The sequence below is a fragment of the Mangrovicoccus ximenensis genome (genome assembly GCF_003056725.1).
In the GTDB taxonomy this organism is placed as follows: Bacteria; Pseudomonadota; Alphaproteobacteria; order Rhodobacterales; family Rhodobacteraceae; genus Mangrovicoccus; species Mangrovicoccus ximenensis.
In genome coordinates this window covers 281,601-307,591 of the sequence record NZ_QBKZ01000014.1, presented here as the reverse complement: position 1 = coordinate 307,591, position 25,991 = coordinate 281,601, and the positions used below count along the sequence as shown (strand labels likewise).

General features: G+C 68.6%; 24 protein-coding genes, 7 pseudogenes and 1 riboswitch. Of the genes and pseudogenes, 15 read left to right on the top strand and 16 right to left on the bottom strand.

Features of this window, described 5'->3' with window-relative positions; all coding sequences use genetic code 11:
- Nucleotides 1-22 precede the first annotated feature (22 nt).
- The 4 genes from C7T91_RS15675 to C7T91_RS15660 form a co-directional block, all read right to left on the bottom strand.
- Nucleotides 23-898 (bottom strand): TIGR01459 family HAD-type hydrolase, encoded by an 876-nt coding sequence (locus tag C7T91_RS15675; protein ID WP_108260045.1) that lies wholly within the window; start codon nt 896-898, stop codon nt 23-25.
- A 94-nt stretch (nt 899-992) separates the two neighbouring features.
- Nucleotides 993-1,619 carry a hypothetical protein gene (locus C7T91_RS15670; protein WP_108260044.1) on the bottom strand — a complete coding sequence of 209 codons (627 nt, stop codon included), beginning with the start codon at nt 1,617-1,619 and terminating at the stop codon, nt 993-995.
- Between the two features lie 241 nt (nt 1,620-1,860).
- Nucleotides 1,861-2,781 (bottom strand): manganese-dependent inorganic pyrophosphatase, encoded by a 921-nt coding sequence (locus C7T91_RS15665; protein WP_108260043.1) that lies wholly within the window; start codon nt 2,779-2,781, stop codon nt 1,861-1,863.
- A gap of 113 nt (nt 2,782-2,894) precedes the next feature.
- Entirely contained in the window at nt 2,895-3,149 is a 255-nt protein-coding gene (locus C7T91_RS15660) for a hypothetical protein (RefSeq protein ID WP_108260042.1), read from the bottom strand.
- Nucleotide 3,150: 1 nt separating this feature from the next.
- Here C7T91_RS15660 and C7T91_RS15655 point away from each other — a divergent pair, with 1 nt between their 5' ends.
- The 6 genes and pseudogenes from C7T91_RS15655 to C7T91_RS39550 all read left to right on the top strand — a co-directional run.
- The gene (locus C7T91_RS15655; protein ID WP_201742118.1) at nt 3,151-3,870 is read left to right on the top strand and encodes an amidohydrolase family protein; all 720 of its coding nucleotides are present in this window, start codon (nt 3,151-3,153) and stop codon (nt 3,868-3,870) included.
- A gap of 159 nt (nt 3,871-4,029) precedes the next feature.
- Nucleotides 4,030-4,650, top strand: a complete 621-nt coding sequence (locus C7T91_RS15650) for a hypothetical protein (RefSeq protein ID WP_108260040.1) — start codon at nt 4,030-4,032, stop codon at nt 4,648-4,650.
- Between the two features lie 47 nt (nt 4,651-4,697).
- Nucleotides 4,698-5,096 carry a hypothetical protein gene (locus C7T91_RS35895; protein WP_236638266.1) on the top strand — a complete coding sequence of 133 codons (399 nt, stop codon included), beginning with the start codon at nt 4,698-4,700 and terminating at the stop codon, nt 5,094-5,096.
- 1,005 nt (nt 5,097-6,101) lie between these two features.
- Nucleotides 6,102-6,224 (top strand): hypothetical protein, encoded by a 123-nt coding sequence (locus tag C7T91_RS37910; RefSeq protein WP_269101666.1) that lies wholly within the window; start codon nt 6,102-6,104, stop codon nt 6,222-6,224.
- A 3-nt stretch (nt 6,225-6,227) separates the two neighbouring features.
- Nucleotides 6,228-6,809 (top strand): annotated as a pseudogene (locus C7T91_RS39555) (efflux RND transporter permease subunit); the annotation flags it as partial.
- 22 nt (nt 6,810-6,831) lie between these two features.
- Nucleotides 6,832-7,512, top strand: a pseudogene (locus C7T91_RS39550) (glutamine synthetase); the annotation flags it as partial.
- Nucleotides 7,513-7,558: 46 nt separating this feature from the next.
- Here the strand turns inward: C7T91_RS39550 and C7T91_RS32640 are convergent.
- A complete protein-coding gene (locus tag C7T91_RS32640) occupies nt 7,559-8,329 on the bottom strand; it encodes an N-acetylmuramidase domain-containing protein (RefSeq protein WP_236638264.1) in 771 nt (256 codons plus the stop codon).
- A gap of 512 nt (nt 8,330-8,841) precedes the next feature.
- Nucleotides 8,842-9,231 (bottom strand): annotated as a pseudogene (locus C7T91_RS15625) (Holliday junction DNA helicase RuvB C-terminal domain-containing protein); the annotation flags it as partial.
- A gap of 1,043 nt (nt 9,232-10,274) precedes the next feature.
- On the opposite strand from C7T91_RS15625, the pseudogene C7T91_RS35890 reads away from it, so the two are divergent.
- The 5 genes and pseudogenes from C7T91_RS35890 to C7T91_RS15600 all read left to right on the top strand — a co-directional run.
- Nucleotides 10,275-10,376 (top strand): annotated as a pseudogene (locus C7T91_RS35890) (SDR family oxidoreductase); the annotation flags it as partial.
- A 223-nt stretch (nt 10,377-10,599) separates the two neighbouring features.
- Nucleotides 10,600-11,593: pseudogene (locus tag C7T91_RS15615) on the top strand (Bug family tripartite tricarboxylate transporter substrate binding protein).
- Between the two features lie 94 nt (nt 11,594-11,687).
- Nucleotides 11,688-12,121: pseudogene (locus C7T91_RS15610) on the top strand (tripartite tricarboxylate transporter TctB family protein).
- A 10-nt stretch (nt 12,122-12,131) separates the two neighbouring features.
- On the top strand, nt 12,132-13,661 hold the full coding sequence (locus tag C7T91_RS15605) for a tripartite tricarboxylate transporter permease (RefSeq protein WP_236638263.1): 1,530 nt from the start codon (nt 12,132-12,134) through the stop codon (nt 13,659-13,661).
- A pseudogene (locus C7T91_RS15600) lies at nt 13,556-13,774 on the top strand (response regulator); the annotation flags it as partial. The gene C7T91_RS15605 and the pseudogene C7T91_RS15600, both read left to right, overlap by 106 nt.
- 20 nt (nt 13,775-13,794) lie before the next feature.
- Here C7T91_RS15600 and C7T91_RS15595 read toward each other — a convergent pair.
- The 3 genes from C7T91_RS15595 to C7T91_RS15585 form a co-directional block, all read right to left on the bottom strand.
- Nucleotides 13,795-14,211 carry an iron chelate uptake ABC transporter family permease subunit gene (locus C7T91_RS15595; RefSeq protein WP_236638262.1) on the bottom strand — a complete coding sequence of 139 codons (417 nt, stop codon included), beginning with the start codon at nt 14,209-14,211 and terminating at the stop codon, nt 13,795-13,797.
- Nucleotides 14,212-14,249: 38 nt separating this feature from the next.
- Nucleotides 14,250-15,284 (bottom strand): ABC transporter substrate-binding protein, encoded by a 1,035-nt coding sequence (locus tag C7T91_RS15590; RefSeq protein ID WP_108260036.1) that lies wholly within the window; start codon nt 15,282-15,284, stop codon nt 14,250-14,252.
- Between the two features lie 58 nt (nt 15,285-15,342).
- A riboswitch (cobalamin riboswitch) is annotated at nt 15,343-15,555 on the bottom strand.
- Between the two features lie 798 nt (nt 15,556-16,353).
- Nucleotides 16,354-16,536, bottom strand: coding sequence for an NAD-dependent epimerase/dehydratase family protein (locus C7T91_RS15585; RefSeq protein ID WP_236638261.1), 183 nt, complete (start codon nt 16,534-16,536; stop codon nt 16,354-16,356).
- Here C7T91_RS15585 and C7T91_RS15580 point away from each other — a divergent pair.
- Nucleotides 16,478-16,927 (top strand): NAD-dependent epimerase/dehydratase family protein, encoded by a 450-nt coding sequence (locus C7T91_RS15580; RefSeq protein WP_108260034.1) that lies wholly within the window; start codon nt 16,478-16,480, stop codon nt 16,925-16,927. The two genes, C7T91_RS15585 and C7T91_RS15580, sit on opposite strands and share 59 nt — an antisense overlap.
- A gap of 74 nt (nt 16,928-17,001) precedes the next feature.
- Here C7T91_RS15580 and C7T91_RS15575 read toward each other — a convergent pair whose 3' ends face one another.
- The 4 genes from C7T91_RS15575 to ectA are packed head-to-tail and all read right to left on the bottom strand — an operon-like array spanning nt 17,002 to nt 20,746.
- Nucleotides 17,002-18,435: an aspartate kinase gene (locus tag C7T91_RS15575; protein WP_108260033.1), complete on the bottom strand. Its 1,434-nt coding sequence runs from the start codon at nt 18,433-18,435 to the stop codon at nt 17,002-17,004.
- 2 nt (nt 18,436-18,437) lie between these two features.
- Complete coding sequence (locus C7T91_RS15570; protein ID WP_108260032.1) at nt 18,438-18,833, bottom strand: ectoine synthase; 396 nt, start codon at nt 18,831-18,833, stop codon at nt 18,438-18,440.
- 12 nt (nt 18,834-18,845) lie between these two features.
- On the bottom strand, nt 18,846-20,132 hold the full coding sequence (gene ectB, locus C7T91_RS15565) for a diaminobutyrate--2-oxoglutarate transaminase (RefSeq protein WP_108260031.1): 1,287 nt from the start codon (nt 20,130-20,132) through the stop codon (nt 18,846-18,848).
- Between the two features lie 56 nt (nt 20,133-20,188).
- On the bottom strand, nt 20,189-20,746 hold the full coding sequence (gene ectA / locus C7T91_RS15560) for a diaminobutyrate acetyltransferase (protein ID WP_108260030.1): 558 nt from the start codon (nt 20,744-20,746) through the stop codon (nt 20,189-20,191).
- Between the two features lie 226 nt (nt 20,747-20,972).
- Here ectA and C7T91_RS15555 point away from each other — a divergent pair, with 226 nt between their 5' ends.
- Complete coding sequence (locus tag C7T91_RS15555; RefSeq protein WP_108260108.1) at nt 20,973-21,482, top strand: MarR family winged helix-turn-helix transcriptional regulator; 510 nt, start codon at nt 20,973-20,975, stop codon at nt 21,480-21,482.
- A 40-nt stretch (nt 21,483-21,522) separates the two neighbouring features.
- Here C7T91_RS15555 and C7T91_RS15550 read toward each other — a convergent pair whose 3' ends face one another.
- From C7T91_RS15550 to C7T91_RS15540, 3 genes are read right to left on the bottom strand one after another with little or no spacing between them, the layout of a single operon-like run.
- Entirely contained in the window at nt 21,523-22,563 is a 1,041-nt protein-coding gene (locus C7T91_RS15550) for an HlyD family secretion protein (protein WP_108260107.1), read from the bottom strand.
- A gap of 4 nt (nt 22,564-22,567) precedes the next feature.
- Nucleotides 22,568-24,190: an MFS transporter gene (locus C7T91_RS15545; protein WP_108260029.1), complete on the bottom strand. Its 1,623-nt coding sequence runs from the start codon at nt 24,188-24,190 to the stop codon at nt 22,568-22,570.
- Nucleotides 24,190-24,627 (bottom strand): MarR family winged helix-turn-helix transcriptional regulator, encoded by a 438-nt coding sequence (locus tag C7T91_RS15540; RefSeq protein WP_108260028.1) that lies wholly within the window; start codon nt 24,625-24,627, stop codon nt 24,190-24,192. The genes C7T91_RS15545 and C7T91_RS15540 overlap by 1 nt, the downstream gene beginning before the upstream one ends.
- A 250-nt stretch (nt 24,628-24,877) precedes the next feature.
- Between C7T91_RS15540 and C7T91_RS15535 the strand changes: the two genes are divergently transcribed.
- Nucleotides 24,878-25,399, top strand: coding sequence for a DMT family transporter (locus C7T91_RS15535; protein WP_236638260.1), 522 nt, complete (start codon nt 24,878-24,880; stop codon nt 25,397-25,399).
- Entirely contained in the window at nt 25,396-25,983 is a 588-nt protein-coding gene (locus C7T91_RS15530; RefSeq protein ID WP_108260026.1) for a TetR/AcrR family transcriptional regulator, read from the top strand. The genes C7T91_RS15535 and C7T91_RS15530 overlap by 4 nt, the downstream gene beginning before the upstream one ends.
- The last annotated feature ends 8 nt before the right edge of the window (nt 25,984-25,991 follow it).

Genomic DNA, 25,991 nt, shown 5'->3' with positions numbered 1-25,991 from the left:
CCGGGGCGCGCAACCCGGCGCGTCAGCGCAGCCGGCCAATGGAGTAGGTCGGGCTCAGCGCGGTCTCGGCCAGATAGCTCTCCAGCTTCGCCGGATCGGGATCGGCCCGGGTGCCGGTCTGCTCCGCGGCGAGCCCGCCGGTGACGAAGAGCGTGTCGTAATCCTCGGAGATGCCGCCCTGCACGTCGGTGGCGGGGCCGTCGCCGATCACCAGAACGCGGTCGTCGGAGATGCGGCCCAGCCCGGCCAGGCGCCGCCGCGCCAGGTCGTAGATCGGCGGATGCGGCTTGCCGAAGTAGAAGGAGCGCCCGCCCATCTCGGTGTAGAGTTCGGCGATGGCCCCGGCGCAGAAGATCCGCTTCTCGCCGCGGTCGACCACCACGTCCGGATTGGCGCAAAGGAGCGGCAGGTCGTCCTGCTTGGCGGCGAGCAGCCGCGCGCGGTAGTCGTCCGGCGTCTCGGTGTCGTCATTGTCGAGCCCGGTGCAGACGATGCCCTCGGCCTCCTTCAGCGGCACGCGCCGGATGTCCTTCCCGGCACGGATGTCGTCCTCCATGTCGGTGAAGAAGGGCAGGTCGCGCTCGGGGCCGATATGGTGGACCTTGGTGCCGAACTGGCCCGCGGTCATTGCGGCCTGCGCGGCATCGCCCGAGGTGGCGATCTCGTCCCAGGCATCGCGCGGCACGCCGAGCTGGTCGAGTTGCAGGATGACCTGGCTCTTCGGGCGCGGCGAGTTGGTCAGCAGCAGCACCTTGCCGCCCTGCGCGCGGTAGCCCTGCAATGCGGCGACGGCCTCGGGAAAGGCGACCACGCCGTTGTGCAGGCATCCCCAGAGGTCGCAGAGCACGGCGTCGTAGCTTGCGGAGACCTCGGACAGGGTGCGGATGATCTGGCTCATGTTGGCTTCCCGGCGTTGTTTCTCCCGACGAGTGCCTATTCGAAATCGGCAGGGAAGGACATGCGCAATCGGGCGGCAACGGGCTTTCCGGTGCTCAGGCGACCATCCCGGCCGGTACCGTCTTGTATCCTGGGCGCGATATCTTCCGGACAATGTCCTCGCGGTCCGCCTCGAGCTTGAGCAAATCGCAAGATTCGCCGACGAACTTATCTGGATTGCGCCGGACTGCGTCCATCTCCACTGCGATGAAGGGGAGGTTCAGGGCGTGCAGCTTTCTCATTGCGTCGACGGCGATCATCGTGGCTTCGAGGCGGCGCATGGGGTCCGGAAATTCCGGATTGCGTCTCCTGATGCTTTGGCAGGTTGCGATCGGGTTGCGGATGCAAATCACCGGCACCGGGTTCCGCAACAAGGCGCAAAGCTCGGCCGTGTATTCCGATGCATGGCGAATCTTGAACCCCCGGCGCGCATGGCTCGCATTCCGGTCGCCGAGGAAGCGGCCGAGCCCGCGGGCCAGCAGCTTGCGGCGCATCATTCCGGGCATCGAACAGGCCAAGTTGACCGTGCGGCGGCGCAATCCCATGCCTTCGGGCGCGGGAATGAAAAGCTTGCGCCGCAGCATGATCTTGTGAAGGTCTTTGTTTTCCCAATTATGGGGGCCGATGTCGTTGCCGAGGAAATATCCGGCCCGGATCAGCGTGTACGCGACGACCGACGTCATGCCGCGTGCCGTGCCGCAGGCCGCGAGGTCTGGTTCCCGATGCGGGCCGCCAGCACGTCGGGATTGTTCAGATATAGAGTTTCAGTGAATGTACCGGTTTTCATGGCCGCATCCCAGAAAGGTTATCCGCGAAGCGTTTCCTGATATGGTTTCCAAGCCATGAAATTTGATGAAATGGCCGAGGGACGGAATGCTCCGTCCCTCGGCCTTGCGGCATCGGCGCCCTGCGCGCGGCTGCCGCTCAGAGTGCCAGCGCCGGGATGATCTGCTTCTTGCGGGACATGATGCCCGGCAGGACCACTGTGTCGCCCTCGACTGCCGCGCCGAAGCTCTTCTCGGCGACGGTCTTGACGGTGTCGTTCGGCACCAGCAGCGTCGCCTCTTCCTTCAGGATGTCGATGATGAACAGCAGCACCTCGTCGACGCCGTCCTCGGCCGCGACCGCCTTCATCGACTCCATCAGCGATGCCTTGCGGTTCAGCGGGATCTCCGGCGAGGTGGTTTCCAGCACCGAGACGCGGAAATTGGTGCCGCCGACCTCGTATTTCTTCGAGTCCATGCGGATCAGCTCGGCATCGGAGAATTCCGAGATGTCGGATTTCGCCGCGAACATCTCGGAGGCGTAGGTCGCGATGGCGATGTTCAGCTCGGCGGCCAGCTTCTCGGCGAGCACCTTGTCGGCGTCGGTTGTGGTCGGGCTGCGGAATTCCATCGTGTCCGACAGGATGCAGCTGAGCATCGCGCCCTTGATGTTGTCGGGCATCTTCGCCGCGTCATCGCCCATCAGGTCGTGCATGATGGTGGCGGTGCAGGCCAGCGGGCGGATGGTGATGTCGATCGGCCCCTTGGTTTCCAGGCCGCCGACCAGCTTGTGGTGGTCGATGATCGCCTGGATGTCGGCGCCGTTGATGCCCTCGGGCAGCTCGGCGGGGTTGTTGGTGTCGACGATCACGACCGGCTCGCCCGCGGCGATGCCCGCGATGATCTCGGGCTTCTCGAAGCCCCATTTCTCCAGCACGAAGGCGGCTTCGGTGTTCGGCTCGCCGAGCAGCTTGGCTTCTGCCGGGGTGCCCTTCACCTCGGACAGGTACCAGGCCCAGATCAGCGGGGAGCCGGTGGAGTCGGTATCGGGGGCCAGATGGCCGAAAACTTTGATGGTCAAGGCGACCTCCGTCCTTTGGATGGGTTCCGCCCGCGCTTATAAGTGGGGCGGAGGGGCTTGAAGAGGGACGCGTCGCCGCAGTGACCGCTAAGCGGGACGGGCGGCGGCAGGCCCTACCAGAGACGGCAGTCGAGTCTGCGGACCTCGGCGGTGCGCAGCGGACCCTGCAGGAAGGGCAGGTCGAAGCGGACCGTCACCCAGCCCTTTGCCCTGCCGCGCTCGACGGGCAGATCGGCGGAGACGTCGCGGTGCGCGCTGCCGCTGCGGCCGTCCTCCTCGAGATAGTCGAGTTCCGCCCGGCAGGCGACGCGCACCGTGCGGCCGCGCTGCTCCGACTGGCGGCCGGAAAGCTCGGCCCGGATGTCCATGATGGGCGGGGTCACCCGGGCGGCGGGCGGCGCGCATGGCGACGGGCTCGACGATATCGGCGACCTGCTCGACCGGCTCTTCGGGCTGGCGAAGGCGCGCGATCTCGGCATCGACCTGCATGTCGACGAGGCGATGACGGCCGGCGCCCTGCCCCATGTCGCCCGCGCCGCGATCCGCCACGGCTACGAGGGAAGGGTGACCTGCGGCCATTGCTGCTCGCTGGCGCTGCTGCCCGAGGCGGAGATGGCGGAAACCATCGCGCTGGTTGCCGAAGCGGGGATCAACATGGTGACGCTGCCGACGGTGAACATGTATCTGCAGGACCGCCAGCCCGGCCGCAGCCCCCGCTGGCGCGGCGTGATGCCGGTGGCGGAGCTGCGCGCGGCGGGCGTTCCCGTGGCGGTGGCCGGCGACAATTGCCGCGATCCCTTCCACGCCTATGGCGACCACGACATGCTGGACACCTGGCGGCAGGCGCTCCGGATCCTGCATCTCGACCACCCCTATGGCGACGCGCCCGCGCTGGCCGGACCGGTCCCGGCAAGGGCAATGGGGATCAGGGCCGGGCTGATCGGGCCGGGGCGCGATGCCGACCTGACGGTGTTCGAGGCCTGGAGCCTCGACCAGGTGATCGCCCGGCCGCAATCCGACCGCCTGCTGGTCAAGCGGGGCCGGCACAGCACCGCCCGCCCGCCCTCCTATGCGGCGCTCGGCGGCTGATCCGGCAGGGCGCGCAGGCTTGCCCGCCGGCCCTCCTGCGGCGATCGACCACGCATGCCGAATGTCTATTCCGTCATCCGATCCAAGGCGCTAGCGTCGCGGGCAAGATGACGACGCCAAGTCCGGGCGCCGGGCCCGGCCGGAACGGAGACCGCTGCCATGCGCCACCCTGCACTCTTCCTCGCCGCCCTCTGCGCGGCGGGCCCGCTTGCCGCCGCAGATGTCAGCCAGGACGCCATCGACCGCTGCATCGACGAATTGCGCGCCACCGGCCTGCCCGATGCCCAGGGCGGCACCGTGACCGGCACCGAGTTCTCGGAGGCCAATTCCTTCGTCTACCTGCAGGACCGGGGCAATTCCACCTGGCGCTGCCTCGTCTCCAATGACGGCAGCTGGGCCGAGCTGACGCCCGAGTCGATGGCCGATGACGGCGGCGGCGCCGTGGCCGGGGCGGCGCCGCAGGGCACCACCTCGACCGAGCAGGTCCGGTTTGCCGCGGGCGCCAGCTCGGCCATGATCGATGACGGGCTGACCCCGGGCAGCTCCACCCGCTTCGTGCTCGGTGCCCGCGAAGGCCAGTTCCTCGATGTCACGGTCTCGCCACAGGGCAGCGGCATCGTCTACCGCATCTACAATCCCGACGGCTCGCTTCTGCTCGATCCGGTGGCCGCCGCCCAGAGCTACCGCGGCCAGCTCTGGCAGAGCGGCGAGCATGTGGTCGAGGTGATCAACGAAGGCAGCGCCAACACCTCCTACACGCTCCATGTAGCCATCGACTGACCGTTTCCCGCGATTGCCCAAGACATCGGACCAGAAAGGACCTTGCCATGAAACTTGCCATTGCCCCCGCCGCGCTGATCGCGCTCGCCGCCCTTGCCGGATGCAACGAAACCGCCGGCAGCTCTTCTTCCGCGGCAAGCGGCATGCCCGCCGCCGGCTCGCCGAGCGACCTGAGCTCCTTCGAGGGCGCCCGGGCCGGCCAGGCCGAAGGCGGCATCCGGGCGCTCGGCTACGAGCTGATCCGCACCGAGGGGCTGACCGCCTACTGGTTCAACCGCGGCACCGGCGCCTGCGCCCGCGTCGGGCCGCCAGGGCCCCGGGCCGGGGCGCGGAGGCCGGGCCGGACCGTCTCGGCTCCTGGGTGCTGGCCGCGATGCTGCAGCGGCTGGAGGGAGACCCGGCAGAGAACCGCATCTTTGCCGCTGCGGACGGGTACCGCCGCCTGAGGACGAAAAGGCCGGAGGTCCTGGACGGGATCGGCGCGGGCGCGGCACGGGACTTCCCTGCAGTGCTCGAAACGCTCGTCGCGGCCAGGGAGGGCATGCCCTCGGCGGAAGGCCCGGCAGGATCGCCGCGCCGCTGGATCGGGGCGCTCTGCACCCTGTTCGACGGCGTGGTCCATGACCGCGCCGCAATCCACCGCCGGTTCGAAGGCGGTCCGCGCAGAGTCGTGCTCCGGCGGACATCGGCCGGAGGACCGGAGGATGTCTTCGAATGGGGAGACGACCTCGGGCCGGAAGCCGAGGACGGGCTGGGGACGCCCGGGGCGACAGCGGCCGCGGACGCGCCCCGCGACACGCGCCATGTCACCCGGCCGGGAAAGTCCTTCGATGCCCTGGCGCAGGACCGGGTCTGGACTGCGACGGCAGCTGCGGTGACGGCAACGCGGGGCCTGGCCCTGCCTGCCGAGCACGATGTCCTGACCGGTCACGAGGCCCGGGTCCTTCTCGGCGCGGCGCGGGGAAGTCCCGGGGACCCCGGCCTGCAGGCCGCCGCGCTGTCGCTGATCTACGGCCGGAGCGTTGACCGGCTGCTGTCGGCTTTCGGCAGCGCGGGCGAGGGCCTCGTCATCGAGGACGGGGACAGCGATGACGATTGCGTCGCCGGACCGGAGGAGAGCGGGGAATGGGTGAAGGTGGACGAGACAGTCGTGCTGGAGGCCGCGGTCCATCTGCCGCCTTTCAAGATCGGCGCGCAGGAGGCTGCGGATCTCGGCTTGGCTTCCGACGGGACGGAGCGCTTCCGTCTTGGCTGTCCGGCCGGTTTTGCACCGGGCACCCTTCTGGGACTCGCGCCGGGCATGGCGGACCTGTCGCTGCGCCGCCTCCGGGACCGCGTTGCCCGGCCCTATTCGCGTGGCCGGGTTTCCGGCTGGCTGGCGGCCTGGCTGCGCCGGGCCGGGGCGGATGCCGCGGTGAGGCACGCCGCGGCTTGCCCGCGAAGCGGTCGAGGTGATCCATGCCGACGGCGCCCGCGCCTATGTCCGCGGCGCGCTGGAGGACGGCACGCTGGTCGTGTCCGACGGCACCCACCGGGCCGCGCCCGGCCAGCCCGTCACCCTGCCGGAGAGCTGAGCCATGGACACGGCAACCTTCCGCAACCCCCGGCTGGTCGCGTTGATCCTGCTGGTCATCATCTCCGCCGGCCTCTCGGCGCTGCTGTCGCTCGGGCGGCAGGAGGACCCGACGATCACCAATATCAACGCCGTGGTCACGACGCCCTATCCGGGCGCCGATCCGGCGCGGGTCGAGGCGCTGGTCACCCGCAAGCTGGAGGACGAACTGCGCGAGATCGCCGAGATCGAGATCCTGACCTCGACCTCCTCCACCGGGCTGTCGGTGGTGCAGATCGAACTGGCCGAAACCGTCGATCCGGCCATCATCGAGTCGGTCTGGACCGATGTGCGCGACGCGATGGAGGATGCTGCGCGGAGCTTCCCGGCCGATGCCGGCACGCCGGTCTTCGACGACACCTATGGCGCCTTCGCCGCCATCGCCGCGCTGGTGCCGCTCCGCGAGAGCGTGTCCCCGGCGGTCCAGGGCCGCTATGCCGAAGAGCTGGCCGACCTGATGCGCGCCGTGCCCGGCACAAAGGATGTCGAGCTGTTCGGCCTGCCCGAGGAAGAGGTGCTGGTCCAGCTCGATCCGGCCGCCACCGCCGCGCTCGGCCTGACCGCCGCCGATGTCTCGGCCGCGATCCGCGCCGCCGACGCGGCGCGAGGACGGCTCCGCCTTCTTCGGCGATCCGCGCCGGGTGCTGGCCGAGGTGCTCGGCCGTTTCGCCGCCGCCGGACTGGTGCCGGTGGTCGCGCTGGAGCTGGAATTCCACCTGATCCGCTCCGGCAGCGAGGCGGCGCCGCAGCCGGTCGAACCGCTGCCTGCGGCGCATACCGGGGCCGCGGACCGGATCTACAGCCTCGACGAGCTGGGCCGGGCCGCGCCTTTCCTCGATGCGGTCTACGAAGGTGCGGAGGCCTGCGGCATCGCGCTGGAAGCGGTGACCTCGGAAAGCGGCCCGGGCCAGTACGAGTTCAACCTCGTGCATTCGGCCGATGCGCTGCGGATGGCTGATGACGCGGTGCTGCTCAAGCAGATCATCCGCAATGCCGCGCGCCGCCTCGGCATGGCCGCGACCTTCATGGCCAAGCCCTACATGGAGCATGCCGGGAACGGGATGCACATGCATTTCAGCCTGCTCGACGGCGCCGGGCGCAATGTCTTCGACGATGGCGGGCCGGGCGGCACGCCGCGCCTGCGCCATGCAGTGGCCGGGCTGCTCGAGGCGTTGCACGACACGGCGCTGATCTTCGCGCCGCACCGCAATTCGGCGCGGCGGCTCCGCGCCGCGCAGCCCGCGCAGGCAGCCATCGCCGCCAGCGCCGCCACCGCCCGCAGCCGCCGTCCCGGCCTCAGAAAGCCGCGGCCTTCAGCTTGTCCCATGTGTCCTCGTCAAGAATGCCATGTTCGGGCAGCCCCGCCTTTTCCTGGAAATCGGTCAGCGCCCCGGTGGTGCGGCGCCCCGGCAGCCCGTCCACCGGCCCCGGATCGATGCCGACATATGTCAGCGCAGCCTGCGCCGCCCGCAAGCCGATATCGGGCAGCATCTGCCTGTACGTCGCGAAAGCCGCAGCCAGCCGCGTGTCGTAGTGGTTCTTGCGGAAGTCCGGCCCGTTGTAGCAGGCCGCGAAGGAGCCCCAGTCGCGCCGCTTGATGCCGTTGAGGCATTTCGCGTTCTTCGAGATAAACTTGCCGACCCCGGCCAGCTGCGCATCCTCGCTGCCGACGAAGGCCGCGACCATCTCCTCCGCCGAGCCGTAGCCCGCGACCTCGTGGTTGAAGCCCATGATCTGCCCCAGCCCCCAGGAGGCGCTTTTCAGCGCGGCCTCGCGGTCGAGTTCCATGGCCTTCTCCAGCCGCGGATATTCCGCCGCCAGCCCCTTGTAGCCGCCGGGCTTGCGGTTGGAGATGTCGGGATGCGCGGCGCTGAACTTGCCGCCGGTGAGCCGGTGGAAGATGTGGCGTTCGAACAGGATCAGCGGCCGCCGGTCGGCAAGATAGCCGAAGCCGCGGGTCTCGACCTTCAGCACCGCCCATATCTCGGGCTCGCCGGTACCCAGCATCTCGCAGACCGCATCCATTCCGTCACCGCTCAACGGATGCCCCTTGCCGGAAAACTGCATGATCCTGTCCTCCCATGATCGCTGCCGCTCCAGACTACCACCGTACTGACCTAGCGGAAAGCATGCGGCGGCGGCGGAGCGCCGGGCTGCGCATGCCGCCCGCTCCGGCTGCCGCGTCGGCCCATGGCCGCTCCGGAGCCTGATGCCAACGGCGCGGGCCGCCCGGCCTCGCCGCGGCACAACGCTATCAAGGACGTCGGCGCCATGCAGGATCAGACCTGTTTCCGGTCCACCGGCTCCACAGGACGACCGTACCCTNCCCCGGGAAATCGGCGCCTCCTGCCTTCGGAGAAACCCGGCCCGTGCGCAGCCGCATCGCGGGCAGGTCGCCGAATGCGGCGCAGCCGAAGGCCCATGGACCCGGAGCCCGCAACGAGCCGGGAGCAGCAGGCAGTCTGCAGGCCGGACGGCCGCTGCCATCCGCCCCCGCAGCGCGGCTGCCGCAACCGGTCCCGTCCCGCCCCCGCGATCCGAAGCAGCAAGCCGCCGCAGGCCCGGCGGAGATCCGGGTCCTAGATGTCGAGCATGCCCTGGCTGTCGCCGCGCGGCGCGATCAGGCCCAGATGGTCCCAGGCGGCGCGGGCCAGCATCCGGCCGCGCGGGGTGCGCTGGATCATGCCCTGCTGCAGCAGGAAGGGCTCGATCACCTCTTCCAGCGCGTCGCGGCTTTCGCTCAGCGCCGCGGCGATCGTGTCGATCCCCACAGGTCCGCCTCCATAGGCCTCGGCCAGGAGCAGCAGGTAGCGGCGGTCCGCCGTGTCGAGCCCGAGGTTGTCGACCCCGAGCCGGGTCAGCGCGCCGTCGGCGAGGTCGCGGGTGATCCGCCCGTCGCCTTCGACCAGCGCGAAATCCACCACCCGGCGCAAGAGCCGCCCGGCGATCCGCGCCGTTGGCCGCATTCGGCATCGGTGCGGGACCGTTGCGCCGCGCGCAATCCGCCGCCGCAGAGTCCGGGCGCCCAGCCTCCCCATCCTTGCGGGCCGTTCCGGCGGCGCCACAAGGCCAGGCTGTCCCGTTCGGGCTTGGCGACCGGCGCGAAACTCGAAGCCATCCCGGGATGGCTTCGGGTCAAGTCGCCCGCAGGATGGCGTCCCGCTCTCGAACCCTGCTCCGGGAGATACGTGCAGGCACTGACGGGGAAGGGTCCGCATCGTCGGGCAAGCGCGTCCGGTCCGGCTGTGGATCGGGAGGACGGCAATGCGGCAAGGCCAAGGATGCCCGGAGGCGCAGGACGCGCTGCGAGCGCGTCCCTTCGGGTCGGCCTCCGGGGCGCAACGGGAGCCGCCATGAAGACAGCCAGCACCGCCACCCGTCCGAAGCTTTCCGCGGATCTTCCTGCCAAGCGGTCGACCGGGGGAGCGTCAGGACAAGGCGCTCCCGCCTGTCTGCGCTGCGGCTCCGCCATTACCTGCGCGCGCTGTCGCCGCTGCCGCGCCGGAGCATGCGAGGACGGCTGCCCTCCATCATCGGACTGGCCGGGCTAGCGCCGCTTCCGGCCGAGATCCGTTCGGGAAGGTGGAGGCAATTCGGCTGTCCGCCGGGGTTGCCGGGCACGCCCCTGCAAAGCTGTTGGCTGCCTCCGTTCCGCGCTCGAGGGATCGGCCTGATGGCGGGGGCCTGCACGGTTTCTGCCAGGGAAAAACGGGCGGCACTTGCGGGAAGGGCATCCCCCGTGGCCGGCAGGCCGGGCAAGGGCCCGGCAGCGACGGCAGCCTGTTCCGGCTTTGCCCGCAAGGCTGGCCAGTGCCTTGCGGCGGACCTTGTTTCCGTTGCGCCCGCAGACGGGCTGGCTCCTGCGGAGACCGCCCGGACAGTGGCTGCCCTCTGCCGGGCGCGCGGAAGAAGAGGGCAGGGAGGCTTCCGGTCCGGCCGGGCCGATGCATGGCTTGTAAGCCCGGACGGCGCGCGCAATGATGGCGGCTGACCCAATGTTTAGGAGTTTCCGGTGGAACTTGGAATTTCAGGCAAGCGTGCCCTCGTCTGCGCCTCGTCGAAAGGTCTGGGCAAGGGCTGCGCCGAGGCGCTGGCCGAGGCTGGCTGCGAGCTACCGCCTCGGCCAGATCGGCGGCATCCTCGACCATCAGAACGCGCATCGNCGGCCCGCCTTCCCTTCCAATGCTGAACAGNGTTTTTCACACGTGACAGGTTCACGACAGGTTCATGCCCTAGTCACCGCATACCCCGGAGCGTCGCAAATGCAAAGCGCGGCAGCCGGGACCGGCGCGGGCCGAGGACCCGCTCCCGGGACAAAGAGTTCGGAGGAGGACACCATGACTCTCGAAAAACTGCGCCTGTCGGCGACCGCCCTGCTGATCGGCACCGTCGCGGCCCTGCCCGCCATCGCGGATGATTTCGNCGCCCGAGAACCCCGAATGCATCGCGCCCGCCAACCCCGGCGGCGGCTGGGACTTCACCTGCCGCCAGGTCGGCAAGGAGCTGCAGGATCTCGGGCTGATCTCGAAAACCATGCAGGTGGTCAACCTCGCCGGCGGCGGCGGCGGCGTCGCCTTCGCCGAGGTCGTCAACAAGCGCAGCGACGACAACGACCTGATCGTGGCAGCCTCCTCGGCCACCGCGACCCGGCTGGCGCAGGGCGCCTATCCGGGCAACACCATCGACCAGGTGCGCTGGCTCGCCTCGATCGGCGCCGATTACGGCGTGATCGCCGTGGCGGCCGACAGCGAGGTGCAAACGCTGCCCGAGCTGCTGGACATGATCAAGGAAGACCCGCGCTCGGTCTCCGTGGCCGGCGGTTCGGCCGTGGGCGGCTGGGACCATCTGAAGGTTCTGATCGCCGCCAACGCCCATGGCGTGGAAGACGTGCGCCAGGTGAAATACGTGGCCTTCGACGGCGGCGGCGAGGCGGTGACCCAGCTGCTCGCCGGGTCTGTCCAGGCCTTCACAGGCGACCTGAGCGAAGCCAAGGGCTTCGTCGACTCCGGCGACATCCGCGTGATCGCCGTGCTGGCGCCCGAACGGCTGGACGGCGAATTCGCCGATTTCCCGACCGCCAAGGAGCAGGGCGTGGACGCGATCGGCGCCAACTGGCGCGGCTTCTATGCGCCCGAAGGCATGTCCGACGCGGCCTATGACGGCTGGGTGAAGATGATCGGCGATCTCTATGCCTCGCAGGAATGGAAGGACATCATGGCTGCCAACGGCCTGGCGCCCCTCGACCTGCAGGGAGCTGATTTCGAGACCTTCGTCGCCGACAGCGTGGCCCAGATCCAGTCGATCTCCCGCGAAATCGGCATCATCAAGTAAGCGCCCTCCCTCCTGGCTTGCTTGATCCCCCGGGGGACGGCTTCATCCCGGCCGTCCCCCGCTTTCCATCCAACCGTCGCACAGGAGATCTCCCATGAGTGATCGCATCTTCGGCGTGTTCGGCGTCCTTCTGGCCATCGGCTTCGCCTTCGCTGCGCTGCAGATCGAGGAAAGCTTCCTCTCCGATGCCGTCGGCCCGAAGGCCTTCCCGCTCATCATCGCCGCCATCCTCGGCCTNCAGCTCGGCCNGTGATCGCGCTGAAGCCCGATGCCGAACCGCACTGGCCCGGCCTGCCGCGCCTGGCCGAGCTTCTGGCCGCCACCGTGGTCATGCTGCTCTACGCGCATTTCCTGCCCGAGCTCGGCTTCGTCTTCGCCACCGCGATTGCCGCCGCCTACCTGTCCTGGCGGCTGGGCAACACGATCCTGATGTCGCTTGCCACCGGCATCGGCACCTCGGTCGGCATCTACGTGATCTTCCATCTCGTGCTCGGCCTGTCGCTCGCGCGCGGCCCGCTCGGCTTCTGAGGAGACCCAGATGGACATTTTTGCGAACCTCGCGGACGGCTTCGGCGTCGCGCTGACCTTCCAGAACATCGGCCTGGCGCTCCTGGGCTGCTTCCTCGGCACCATCATGGGCGCGCTGCCGGGCCTCGGCCCCTCGAACGGCGTCGCCATCCTGATCCCGCTGGCCTTCACCCTCGGCCTCGGGCCGACGCCCTCGCTGATCCTGCTGACCTCGGTCTATTACGGCGCCATGTACGGCGGCCGGATCTCGTCAATCCTGCTCGGCATTCCCGGCGACGAACCGGCGATGATGACCGTGCTCGACGGCCATCCGATGGCCAAGAAGGGCATGGCAGGCCAGGCGCTGAGCCTCTCGGGCATTGCCTCCTTCGTCGGCGCCTTCATCGCCACCTGGGGGCTGATCTTCCTCGCGCCGCAGCTCGTCAAGATCGCCCTGCTGTTCGGCCCGGCGGAATATTTCGCGCTTTTCGCGCTGGCCTTCATGACGCTGGGCGGCGTGAGCTCGACCAACCAGGCGAAATCGGCCTTCGCCGCGATGCTGGGCCTCGGCCTCGCGATGATCGGCGTCGACACCCAGACCGGCGTGCCGCGCTTCACCTTCGGCGAAGTCCATCTCTATGACGGTCTCGACTTCCTCGTCGCCATCGTCGGCCTCTTCGCCCTGTCGGAAGTCTTCATCTTCCTCGAAGAGCGCCACGGCAGCTCGGACGCGGCCGGCAAGAAGCTGGAGATCGGGCGCCTGACTCCGCCGAAATCGGTGCTGAAGGCCTGCACACCCACCATGCTGCGCACCTCCGTCCTCGGCTTCATCGCAGGCGTCCTGCCGGGCGCGGGCGCAAGCCTCGGCTCCTTCATCAGCTATTCGATGGAGAAGCGGCTGGTGGACAAGGAAGGCACCTTCGGCACCGGCGATCCGCGCGGCGTCGCGGCGCCGGAAGCGGGCAACAACGCGGCCGCGGGCGGCGCGCTGGTGCCGATGCTGGCGCTCGGCGTTCCCGGCTCGGGCACGACCGCCGTCCTGCTGGCCGTTCTGCTGTCGCTGAACATCACCCCCGGTCCGCTGCTCTTCGCCAACAACCCGGACGTGGTCTGGGGCCTGATCGCGGCGCTCTTCATCGCCAACTTCATGCTGCTGGCGATGAACATCCCGATGGTCGGCATCTTCACCCGCGTGCTGATGATCCCGCCGAAAGTGCTGATGCCCATCGTTGCCATGGTCAGCTTCGTCGGCATCTACGGCATCTCGGGCTCGACCTTCGACCTCTATGTCATGGTGGCCTTCGGGGTCGGCGGCTGGATCCTCAGGAAGCTCGACGTGCCGCTGGTGCCGATCATCCTCGGCACGCTTCTGGGCAACGCGATGGAGAACAACCTGCGCCGCGCCATCACCATCGACGACGGCAACTGGTGGACCCTGGTCGACAGCCCGCGGCGGTGCAGCTGGGGCGTTCGGGCGTCGCCTGCGACCTGGCCGCCAGCGTGTCGGAGGCCGAGGATTTCCTGGCGGTGCAGTCCTATGACGCGATGGTGCTCGACGTGAACCTGCCCGACGGCACCGGCACGGCGCTCCTGCGCGCGATGCGCGGCCGCGGCGACCGCACGCCGGTGCTGATGCTGACGGCGAATTCGGCGGTGGAGGACCGTGTCGGCGCGCTCGATCTCGGCGCCGACGACTACCTGGTGAAGCCGTTCGACCAGCGCGAGCTGGAGGCCACCGCGCCGGCCGGAACCGTCAGCGCGCCGGCCCCGAGGGCGAGCACGATCACCAGCACCGCCCCGGTCGAGGCGCCTGCGGAGATGCCCAGCAGATAAGGTTCGGCAAGCGGGTTGCGCAGCAGGGCCTGCAGAACGACGCCGCAGATCGCGAGCGACGCGCCTGCGCACATGGCCACCACTGCCCGGCTCAGCCGGTAGTGCCAGACGATGCCTTCGCGGATCGGGTCGACCTGCAGATCGAACCCCATCAGCCGGTTGGCAAGCGTGGCGCCGACCTCGCCGGGGGTCACGCGGACCTCGCCGACGAGGACCGCGATGCCGGCTGCGGCGGCCAGCGCGACGGTCCCGAGCAGCAGGAAGGGACCCAGTCCCATCTGCCGCCCGGGTCCGCGCCGGAGGCGGACCGGACCGCTCACTGGGCCAGGCCGAGATCTTTCAGGCCGTCCGCCAGCGTTTCGACCCCGTCGACCGCCCGCAGCGTCGGGTTCATCGAATGCGCGGGCATCTCGATCAGCCGGCCTTCGCGGACTGCCCGCAGCTGGCTGGCGACCGGGTCGCTGGCGAGGAAGGCCCGCTTCGCCGCCACGTCGTCGCCGGGAAGGCTGCGCCGGTCCATGGTGCCGAGCACGATCACGTCCGGGTCGAGCTCCGAGATCGTCTCCCAGCCCACCAGCGGCCATTCCTCGCCCGAGTCGATGACGTTGCGCACGCCCGCGACCCCGGAAATCCATGCAGGCGCTCCGTAGCGTCCCGCAACGTAGGCTTCGCCGCCGAGCTCCGGGGAGGAGAACCAGAAGAGCACCGAGACGCCGCGGGCCTGCAGCGCCCCGGCTTGGGCGGCGGCTGTGTCGATCCGGGCGGCGGTTGCGGCGACCAGTGCCTCGCCCCTCTCCGCCACCCCGAAAATGCGGGCCAGCTCGGTGATCTCGCGGTTCAGCAGGCCGATGCTCCAAGCCTGCGACCTTGCGCCGTCGCCGCTGCCCGCGCTGAAGTCGCTTTTCGCGCATTCGGCGGGCGAGACATAGGCCGGCACGCCGAAATCGGCGAATTGGGCGAAGGTTCCGACCCGGGCCCGGTCCGGCGCGATGTCGTTGATCCACTGGGCGGCGACGAAGTCGGGGCGCGCCTTCAGAACGGCCTCGAAGCTGGGCGAGTTTCCGGCGATCCGCGGCAGGTCCCGTCCGGCTCCGGCCAAGGCCTCGGGCAAGGGGGAGAGCCAGATCGCCGTTGCGGCGATGCGGTCTTCCAGGCCGAGCGACAGCAGGATTTCCGTGGTGCCCTGGCCGATCGAGACCGCGCGTTCGGGCGGCGCGGCATAGCTGGCGGTCCGGCCGCAATTTTCGATTTCGACGGGAGGAGCGCCGGACTGGGCGGCAGCCGGGACTGCCATTAGGGCCGAAGCCAGCAGGGCAAGGCCGCCGGACCGGGCAGAGGTCGCGAGATTCATGCACTATCCTTTCCCGGACGCCCCGTCCGGTCGGGTCTTCAGGGTTGCGGCGCCGCGCAACTGCGGAGCCGGAACGGCAGGTCTCCTGACTTGCGGCCATGGTTCCGATGCTGCCTTCCCGCGCGATGGCGCGCAGTGGCTCCGTCCGGTCGGACGGCGAGGCTCGGAACGGCCGCTAACAGTTGCGGGGGCAGTCCCGGATTCCGCAGCCCTTGGCCGCGCCACCGGGTTCCCTTTTCATCCCGGGGGAACCGTTCGCGGCCTACCTCCCGTTCTGCCCCGATTTTGTCAAGCGCCGACGCTCCGCATCTCCGTGGCATCGGCGCGTCCCGGCCGGGCGCCGTATCCGGGGCGCGGAAGAGGCGGGGGGGGCAGGTCCTCCAGGCGCTGTGCGGCGGCTGCGCTTGTCCGGACGGAGATTTCAGCGCGGTGCGGGCGAGGTTGACCGTCGCTGCCTCCGGCAACGACCAGGTCCGGACACGCGGCATCGGCGGGCCGCCGGAGGGCACCTCTACCCTCCGGCACTGCCCTTCTGCTTGAATGGACCGCGCCTTTGTGCTGGGGGCTGCCGACAATCACCGGCGCGGGGCGCGACGCAGCCGGGCGCTTGGTGGTCGGCACGTTGCCGCGCGCGGCCGCGACAGATCGGATCGGGGACCGATGAAGCGCTGGCGCCGCTCTCCGGGCCGATTGGCGACGTGCCGACCGTGCCGATACCGTTGCGGACGAGGCGCGGAGCGCGCGGGATCCGTCGTCGGCTCCGGGCACGGAAACGTCGCGTTTCCCGCTCGGCATGCGCGTTGCGCCGGGGCTGCATTTACGGTCGGTGTCGGGCCGCGGCTTGGGGCCTCCGCCGCCAGCGTTTTGGCGGATCGCCGTCCGGATCGCAAAGGGCGCCCTCGGGAACAAGGGGCGATCCGGGAGGAACCGGGCGTCCCGGCCGGAGATCGCCGGGGCGGGGCAGCCTGGGCAGGGCGCCGAATTCCCCCGGGCCCGCCGCCATGAGGGACGAGATCACCCGCGCGGCCGATGCGCTGCTGTCGGACATCTGAGCCCGCGGCGCCCCGGGTCAGGCCCGGGGCCTCCCGGGGCCATAGGGATTGGAGGCGCGCAGCACGACCGCGTTCAGCCCGTGCAGCTCCTGCTCCATGAAGATGTATTTCTCGATCGCCGATTTGACGATCCCGTAGGAGCTGATCGGGTTCTGGGGATGGTCCTCGCGGACCGGATCGCGCCAGGGCCATACCGGCATCCAGGGCATCATCGGCACCTATCTGTGGAAGCTGTCGCGCGGCGAGGACCTGGAGATCTGGGGCGACGGCACAGTGGTGCGCGACTTCATCTACGTGAAGGACATGGCGGATATCTGCGTGGCCGCGCTCGAGTCGGAGAAGAGCGGCATCTACAATGCCGGGGCCGGCGAAGGCACCTCGGTCAACCAGATCGTCGAGGCCGTGCGCCATGCCACGGGTCGCGATTTCCAGCCGACCTACAAGGTGGCGCGCGCCTATGACGTGCCGCGGATCGTGCTCGACATCCGCCGCGCGCAGGAAGATTTCGGCTGGTCGCCGAAGGTGCCGCTGGTCGAGGGCGTCGCCGAAAGCTGGAAATGGGTCCAGTCCCAGGCCGCGGCCGTCCGCTGACGCCGGAAACCGAAGGACAGCAAGAGGCCCCCGGACGGCATCCGGGGGCCTCTTGCATTGGAAGGGGGCCGGGATCAGGCGACCGCGCGCAGCGATCCGCCCTTCTCCGCGCCGCCTTCGACATATTCGGCATGCAGCGCCTTGATCACCGGGGCGAGGTCCTCGCGCTCCAGAATGAACTGCACGTCGACATTGCGCGGGCCCTGCGCGGCGCCGAGCGCCTCGTGGCCGGAAGCCGCGATGGCCAGCAGGCCGCGGGTCAGCACCGAGAGGCCGTTCAGGTCGCGGCCGATCGCCGAAGCCAGCGCCAGCGGGCGCACCGAGACGCCGGCATTCGGGTAGAGCTTGACCAGGTCGTTTTCCACCCGCTTCATCACCTTCATCGGCGCGTCGACGAAATGGGTGATGGTGTTGGCGTTGGTCACCTTCGAAATGATCCGGACCTCGTGGCGGGTCAGTGTCTCGAGGATCGCGGCGTCATAGCCCTTCACCCCGACCATGTCCTGCTCAAACACTTCGAGCGACAGGATGTCGAGGCCGGTGACCATTTCCACCGCCGGGGTCTCGGCCGGCTGGTCGTCGATCAGCGTGCCCGGATCCTCCGGCTCGAAAGCATTCGTCACGCGCAGCGGAACACCCGCCTGGCGCAGCGTCTTCGCCGCCTTCGGATGGATCGCCTCCATCCCCATGTTCGACAGCTGGTCGGCCACGTCGTAATTGGTCCGCCCGAGCTTGCGCACGGCGTCCTGCCCGACGAGGTTCGGGTCGGCCGAACTGAGGTGGAATTCCTTGTGGATGATCGCCTCGCGCGCGCCCGTCAGGGCGGCAAGCCGCGAGAAGGTCACCTCGGAATAGCCGCGGTCGTATTCGCGCATCAGCCCTTCGGCACATTGCGCATAGCCGGTGACGATCGGCATCTCGGCCATCGGGTCGATCGCCTCGAGCGCGCCGGTGATGCGGTCGTCGAGGCTCAGCCCGCCCGGGTCGCGCCAGCCGGAAAGGTCGACGAAGCGGGCATTGACGCCCGCGCGGCGCAGCATCAGCGCGGTGACGAAGGCGGAATGCGACTCGCCGATCCCCGAGAGCAGCTCGCGCGTCTGCATCATGTGCTCGCCAAGCGAGAAATGCGCGTAGGTGCAGAGCCGCTGCAGGTCGATCAGGCAGTTGCGCGCGCTTTCGATCCGCTCGGAGACGAAAACGTCGGCCTGCTCGATGTCGCCGGGATGCTCCAGCACGGCCGCATGGGCCTCGCGCATGGCAGCGGCGACGCGGGTCAGCGCGTCATGCCAGCCATGGCCGGTATCCTGGTTGGCGAATTGGGCATAGACGCCCGGCTCGCCGGATTTCTTGTGCTCGAGCAGCAGGTTGGTGATGCCGCCGAAGGCCGAGACGACGAAGATCCGGCCATAGAGGGCATCGCCCTCGCGACCGCCGATGAACAGCGTGTCGCGGAGCTCGTGGACGCGGGACATGGAGGTCCCGCCGATTTTTTCGACAGTATGGGCCATGGTCAGTCCGCAAGTTCCTCCGCCGGGGCATAGGAGCCATCCTCGCGATGGACTTCCTTGCCGGTCACCGGCGGGTTGAAGCAGCAGGCCATCACCAGCTTTTCCTCAGCCCGCAGGATGTGGCGGTCGTGAAGGTTCAGCGCGTACATGACGCCCGGGCGGATCTGGTGGGTTTCCCCGGTGCCCAGATCGGTGATCGAGCCCTTGCCGGCCATGCAGTACACGCTCTCGAAATGGTGCTTGTACTCGAAGGTGTGCTCCGACCCCGTTTCCAGCTCGGTGATGTGGAAGGAGAAGCCCATCCCGTCATCGGCCAGCAGCATCCGGGTGGAGGTCCACTGGGCGTCCGAAACGGCGCGGTCGGTGTTTTTCAGCTCGTTGAAATCACGCACGATCATGATCGGTACTCCTTACTGCGCTGCGACGGTTGCCGGTTTCACGATGTCGCGGACGGCTTCGGCGAGGATCGCGTAGCCTTCGCGGAACGTCGCGTTCGGCGTGGTCAGCGGCGCGAGCACCTTGACGACCTCGTCGTTCGGACCGGAGGTTTCGATCACCAGGCCCAGCTCGAAGGCGCGGGCGCAGATTTCCGAGGCCAGCTCGCCCGAGCCGACATCGATCCCCTGCATCAGGCCGCGGCCCTTCAGGTAGGCGCCCGGAATCATTTCGGCGATTTCCGACAGCGCGGTGGTCATCATCACCGCCTTGTCGGCCAGCTCGCGCTGGAAGTCGCCGGTCGCCCAGAATTTCTCGATCGCGACGCGGGCGGTCACGAAGGCATGGGTGTTGCCGCGGAAGGTGCCGTTATGCTCGGCCGGGCCGAAGATGTCGTGCTCCGGGCGGATCAGCACCATCGCGAAGGGCAGGCCGAAGCCCGAGGCCGATTTCGCCATGGTGACGATGTCGGGCTGCACGTCCATCTCCTCGAAGGAGAAGAAGGTGCCGGTGCGGCCGCAGCCGGCCTGGATGTCGTCGACGATGAAGAGCGCGCCGTTGTCACGGGCGATCTTGGCGATCCGCTCGACGAAGCCGCGCGACGCGGCGTTGAGGCCGCCCTCGCCCTGCACGGTCTCCATCATGATGGCCGCCGGGGCGTCGATGCCGCCGGAGGGATCGGCCAGCATCTGCTCGAGCAGCGCCGCAGAGTCCACGCCGTCGGCATAGTTGTCGTAGGGCATGCGGGTGACGCCGTGCTTGTCGATGCCGGCGCCGCCGCGGTGGTAGCCGTTGCCGGTCGCAGCCAAGGCACCCATGGTCACGCCGTGGAAGCCGTTGGTGAAGGAGATGATGTTGGTGCGGCCGGTGACCTTGCGGGCGAGCTTCATCGCCGCCTCGACGGCGTTGGCGCCGGTCGGTCCGGTGAACATCACCTTGTGGTCCATGCCGCGCGGGCCGAGGATGTGGTCCTCGAAGGCGCGCAGGAAGCCGCCCTTGGCGTCGGTATGCAGGTCGAGGCCGTGGGCGATGCCGTCGCCGGCGATGTGCTCGATCAGCGCGGCCTTCATGTCCGGATCGTTATGCCCGTAGTTCAGCGACGAGCAGCCGGCCAGGAAGTCGATGTAGCGGTTGCCGTCGACATCGAACATCTCGCTGCCGCGGGCCTCGGTGAAGAGCTTGGAAAAGCCGCGGCAATAGGAGCGGGCCTCGCTCTCGCGGCGTTTGAAGATGGAAATCGGCTGTGCCATGTCCTTGGCCATGGGGGAACTCCTTTCGGGAGTGAATTCTTGGGGGAGGTGCGAGGACGAGCGGAAGCTCAGGCGGCTGCGTTCAGCGCCGCCTCTTCCGCGTCGTTCTTCAGCGTGATCGTCACCATGTGCTCGGTGTCATGCGCGCCGTCGAAATGGTCGTCCTCGAGGAAGTGGGGCTCGTCATCCAGCTCGCCGCCGATCTCGCGCGCAAAGCTGCGGAACAGGCCCCAGGAGGCATCGTTGTCCTCGGTAATCGTCGTCTTCAGGACCTCGGCGTCGTCAAGCTCCTCGCGCTCGGTCAGGTGGCGCAGCATCTGCTTGCCGAGGCCGAGACCGCGGGCCTTGGGGCTGACAGCAACCTGCCAGACGAAGAAGGCATCCTGCGCGGGGATGAGATGTCCTGAAATCCAACCCAGGATCTGCCCGTCCTCTTCCGCCACCACGCAGGTGTCGCGAAAGTGATCGGCCTGGATCAGGTTACAATACATCGAGTTTTCGTCGAGCGGCTTGCAGCTGCGCACGAGCTCCCAGATGGCCGAGCCATCGGTGCTTTCCGGTTTCCGCATGGTGACCATCCGCGATCGGGCCATCTGGCGGGTGTCGCTGACAATGTCCTTGGGCATGAGTCTCTCCCTCGCTGTTTCCTTTGAAGGACTAACTAAGGGATCAGCGTGAAAGTTTCAAGAACGATGAAAAAAAACCCGAAGATTTGCCGGTGATGCAAAAAATCCAATGAAATAAGGGAATGAAAGCACAGCTAAGCTAAGGATATATCCGTAGCCAGCCTAAGGAGTGACGATGATACTTAGCCAATTGAAGCATTCGGCCGGATATGGCAGATTCCCGCCCATGTCCGGACAAGACCTGAACCGCACCGATGCCAGCCTGATCGCGCTGCGCCGCATTCTCCGCGCGACGGAGCTGTATTCGCGCGACCTCGCGCACGCGGCCGGGCTGACGCCCGCGCAGCTCAGGGTCCTGCAGATCACGGTGATGAAGGGCGGCTCGACCACGCCGAAGGCGCTGGCCACCCAGATGGGCGTCAGCCAGGCGACAGTGACCGCGCTGGTCGACCGGCTGGTGGCGCGGGGCATGGTGGCGCGGGAACGCTCCGAGACCGACCGGCGGCAGACCAACGTGGTGATTTCCGAACGCGGCCAGGCGGCGGTCGAAGAGGCCCCGGACGCGCTGCAGCAGCGCTATGTGCGGGCCTTCGAGGAGCTGAAGGACTGGGAGCAGGCGCAGCTCCTGGCATCTCTGGAACGCGTGGCGGACATGCTGGATGCCGCCGAAATCGACGCCTCGCCGGTGCTGACGACCGGCGAGATCAAGGGACAGTGGCGCAGCACGGGCAGCTGAGCGCCGGGGAGGCTCCGGCTCAGGGCCGGAGCGGGACAGGTCAGGACGCCTGGCGCGGCGCGTGAAGCACCACCGACATGCCGGGGGCAAGCCGCCCGGCGCCGGGCTGGTCCGGATCGATCAGGATCTTCACCGGCACGCGCTGCGCGATCTTGGTGAAGTTGCCGGTGGCCGTCGAATTCCCCAGAACGCTGTATTCCGAGGCCGTGGCGGGCGAGAACACCGCGACATGGCCGGTGAAGCTCCGGTCATGCAGCGCATCGACGGTGAAGCGGACCGGCTGCCCCTGCGCCATGTCAGCAAGCTCGCGCTCCCGCACATTGGCGATCACCCAGACTTCGGGCCCGACATGCGACATCAGCGAGGTGCCCGCCGTCACGTATTGCCCGGTCTTGACGCCGATCTGGCCCAGCTGGCCGTCGCGCGGCGCGCGGATCACGGTATGCTCGAGATCGATCCCGGCCAGCGCCACTGCGGCCTCGGCGCTGGCCAGCTCGGCCTTCAGCGTGTCGGTGCGCACCTTGGCCGAGGCCAGATCCTCGCGGGCGACATCGACATTGCTCTTCGCCTCGGTCAGCGCCGCCTCTGCCTGCTGCAGCGACAGCTGGCTGTCATCGGCATCCGATTGCGACAGGAAGCCCTTGGCCTTCAGCTTGTCCTGCCGGTTCCAGTTGGCCCGAGCGGTGTCGAGCGCGGCCTGCGCGGCCTGCGCCGCCGCCTTGCGCGATTCAAGGACCGCCTCGGCCGAATGGATGTCCTGGGCGTTCGAAACCAGGGACGCCCGGGCGCTGTCCAGCGCGGCCTCGGCCTGGGCCAGGGTCTGGCGGGCGATCCGGTCATCGATCTTCACCAGCACGTCGCCCGCCTTGACGGTGGCGAAATCCTGCACCGGCACCTCGGTGACATAGCCGGCGATCTGCGGCGAGATCGTGGTGACGGAGCCGCGCACATAGGCGTTCTCGGTGCGGATCTCGGAGCCCGCGAAGGGCGGCAGCTGCCATGCATAGAGCACGGCGCCGATGCCGAGAACGCCGATCAGCACGATCAGCACGGTGGGGATATGATGTTTCAGGACAGTCATCTTCTCAACCTCGTTCTGCCGCCGGCGCCTCTGGGGCGATCCGCGCGCGCAGGGAATTGCGGGCGACATGCAGGACCAGCAGCACGAGCACGGCAAACGCCAGCGCCGCGGTCACGGCAAACACGTCGTTATAGGCGGCCACGGTGGCCTGCCGGTTCACGGAGCTGGCCAGCTGGGCCAGCGCCTGGGCGGTGCGCTCGGACGGGTCCGCGATGGCGGTGCCCAGCGAGGCGGCAAGCTGCGAAACATGCGCGCCGACCATGGCATTGCCGGCCATCAGCTGGTCGCGCAGCAGGTCGGCATGCGCCGTGGTGCGCGCGGCGGTGAAGGTGCGGAACAGCCCGGCGCCGATCGTGCCGCCGAGCACCTGCGTCGAGATGAACAGCACGATGAAGCTCAACAGGTATTTCGGCCCGCGGGACAGCGCGATCACCAGCCCCGAGGCCATGGCCGGGGGCAGGAACAGCGACGAGCCGAAAGCGACGATGCCCTGGCCCAGCATCAGCTGGCGCGGCGCGACGTCGAAGGCGTTCTGGGCGCTCAGCCAGGAGCCGGCGACGACGCAGCAGAGCGCCGCCATGTGGATCTGCGGGACGCGCGGCATCTTCAGCACGAAGCAGCAGGCCACGCCGCCCGCGACCGAGGCCGCGGAGATCACCCAGAACAGCGGCGCGATCTGCTCGGGCGCATAGCCGAGCGCCTGGAACAGGCCCGGCGCGCCGGCCGACTGCTCGGACAGGATGATCCGGAAGATCAGCAGCACGGCGGTCAGGTGCAGCATCTCGGGCGAGAGCAGCCAGCGGATGTCGAGCATCGGCTCCTTGCGGTGCAGCTCGATCACCAGCGCCAGAACGGCCGCGCCGATCGCGCAGGCGAGCACCACCCCCATCCAGGCCGAGGCGGTCCACCAATAGGTGTAGCCGGTGGTGAAACAGGCGATCAGCCCGCCGAAGGCCGCGAAGACCAGCGCGAAGCTGACCATGTCCATGCTGCGGATCACCTTCTCGCGCGGCGCGCTGACCAGCGGCAGGCGGAAGACCAGATAGAGCGAGATCATGCCCATCCCGAGCTTCAGCATCAGGATGTTGAACCAGCTGCCGTCGATCAGCAGATAGGGGCTGATCGCCTGCGACAGGGGAATACCCAGCATGATGAAGGTCATCGCCAGCGGCATGCCGACCTGCAGCTTGCGTTCGGGCGGCAGCGGCTCCAGCATGTAGAGCACCGCCAGCGTCGACAGCGGCGCGGCGGAGACGCCCGAGAGGAACTCGACGAAGAAGGCGGAATGCAGGTCGGTGGTCCAGAGACTGAGCACCCCCACGGCCATGTAGACCACGATGGAGGCTTCGCAGAAGTGGCGCAGCCCGTATTGCGTGCGGATCTTGATCAGCAGCAGCGGCAGCGCCGCCCGCGGCGTGACGAAGGCGACCAGCAGCCAGGTGGTGTCCGCCAGGTCGGTGCCCAGCTCGCCGGAGAGCGGCCGCAGGTTGGCCATCAGGAAGCCCTGCCCCACCGACTGGGACAGCGCGATGAAGACCGCGGCCAGCATGTAGCCAAGCGCTTCGAGCGGCGGCTTGGCAAAGAACGGCGCCTTCTGCGGCTGAGGGGGAGCTGCGGGTTCGGACATCACGCGGTCATCCGGTCGAGATTGGCCTGGATGCGCCGGATCGTGTCCAGCGCCTTCTGCAGCTCTTCGGGGGAAACCTCGCGATAGACCTCGCGGCGCAGCTCCTCGATGAAGCCGACCACCTGCCCGGCCTGGCCCTGCGCCTTCGGCGTCAGGAACAGGCGGCGGATGCGCTTGTCCTCCTCGCAGGAGCGGCGCTCGATCAGCCCCTGCTCTTCCATGTGGTCGAGCGTGCGGTTCATCGAGGGCGTGCTGATGTCGAGCTTCAGCGCCAGCTCGGCCTGGGTCAGCCCCTCGTGCTGGGCGATATGCATCAGCGCCTGGGCGCGCGAATAGGTCATGTCGAGCGCCACCGCGCGGGCGTTGAAGCGCTGGCGGACGCCGCGGACGAGCCCGATCACCTCGGGCAGGAAAGCCTTGTGGACCGGCAATGTCATGATCTCGCCTTTTGTTACCCTGCTAATCGTTAGCTAGGTATCATCTTATCCGGAAAGTTCAAGACGGCCGGGGATGCAGCGGCTGCATGGCGGGGCTTCGTCCGCCGCCTCAGCCGGAGGGCGCCGGGGCGATCGCGGGCGCGGGCGCGACCTCGCCGCTGCCGAGATCGACCAGCCAGGAAAACCGCGTCTGGTCGCGGATCACCAGCGCGCAGTCCGGCCGGTCGCCGCGGGCGCGGCGGGCGTGTCGATGGTGGTGCTCAAGGGCGGCGCCGGGCTCGACCTGATCGGCGTGCTGGCGGCGCTCGGAGCGGCGCTGTCTGTCGCACTCGGCGGCACGCTGGTGCACAAATGGGGCCGCCCCTCCTCTATCATCAGCCTGACCGCCTGGCAGATGATCATTGCGGGCGCCGAGCTTGCCGTGGTCGCGCTCCTGCTCGGCGACATCCCGGACAGCCTGACCGCCACCAACATCGCCGGGCTGGCAATCGTCGCGCTGGCGATCACCGCCCTGCCCTTCGTGCTTTGGTTCACCGGCATCCAGGGCGCAGGTCCCTCGGCGGTGGCGCCGCTGCTGCTGCTGACCCCGGTCACCGCGTTCGTGCTCGATGCGGCCGTCCAGGGGATCATTCCGACGCCGGTCCAGGCGCTTGGAGTCGCGGTGGTGATCGGCTCGCTCTTGTACGGCCAGCATGTCGACCGTAAGGCTTTCCGGGTGGCGCATCACCACGCGCCCTCGGCCAAACAGGAAAAAGCCAGACAGTCTGCATGAGCGAACGTCCCGCCCTGACTTCGAGGGGCCTGGCCCGGCGCCAGGTCCTGCTCCGCGAAGCGTCCGAGCTCTTTCTCGCGAAGGGGTTCGGCGCCGTCACCGTGGACGGGATCATCGCCGTGGCCGGGGGATCGAAGACCAATGTCTACCGCCAGTTCGGCGGCAAGGAGGGGCTGTTCATCGCCGTGGTCGAGCAGCTGAGCGCCGAATTCCTGTCGCCGCTCGACATGCTGGATCTCGGTCCGACCGCGCCCGAGCCGGGACTGGCGATCCTGGCGCGGACCCTGCTGCGCCAGCTGCTGCAGCCGCGCCACATCGCCTTCCAGCGCATGGTTCTGGCCAGTTCCGGCCAGTTCCCCGAGTTGATGGCGCATTGGTACGAGGTCGGCCCGCGCCGCAGCCAGCAGATCATCGCGCGCCATATCGCGGGGGCGCAGGATGCGGCGGAGCTGGCGCGGCTGTTCCATGACATGGTGGTCACCGATCCGGTGACGCGGATGATGATGGGCCGACCGCTTGGCGAGGCCGAGATCGAGGCGCATGTCCGCGCCGCCGCCGCCACGATCGCCGCGCGGCTGGCATGAACCGGCGC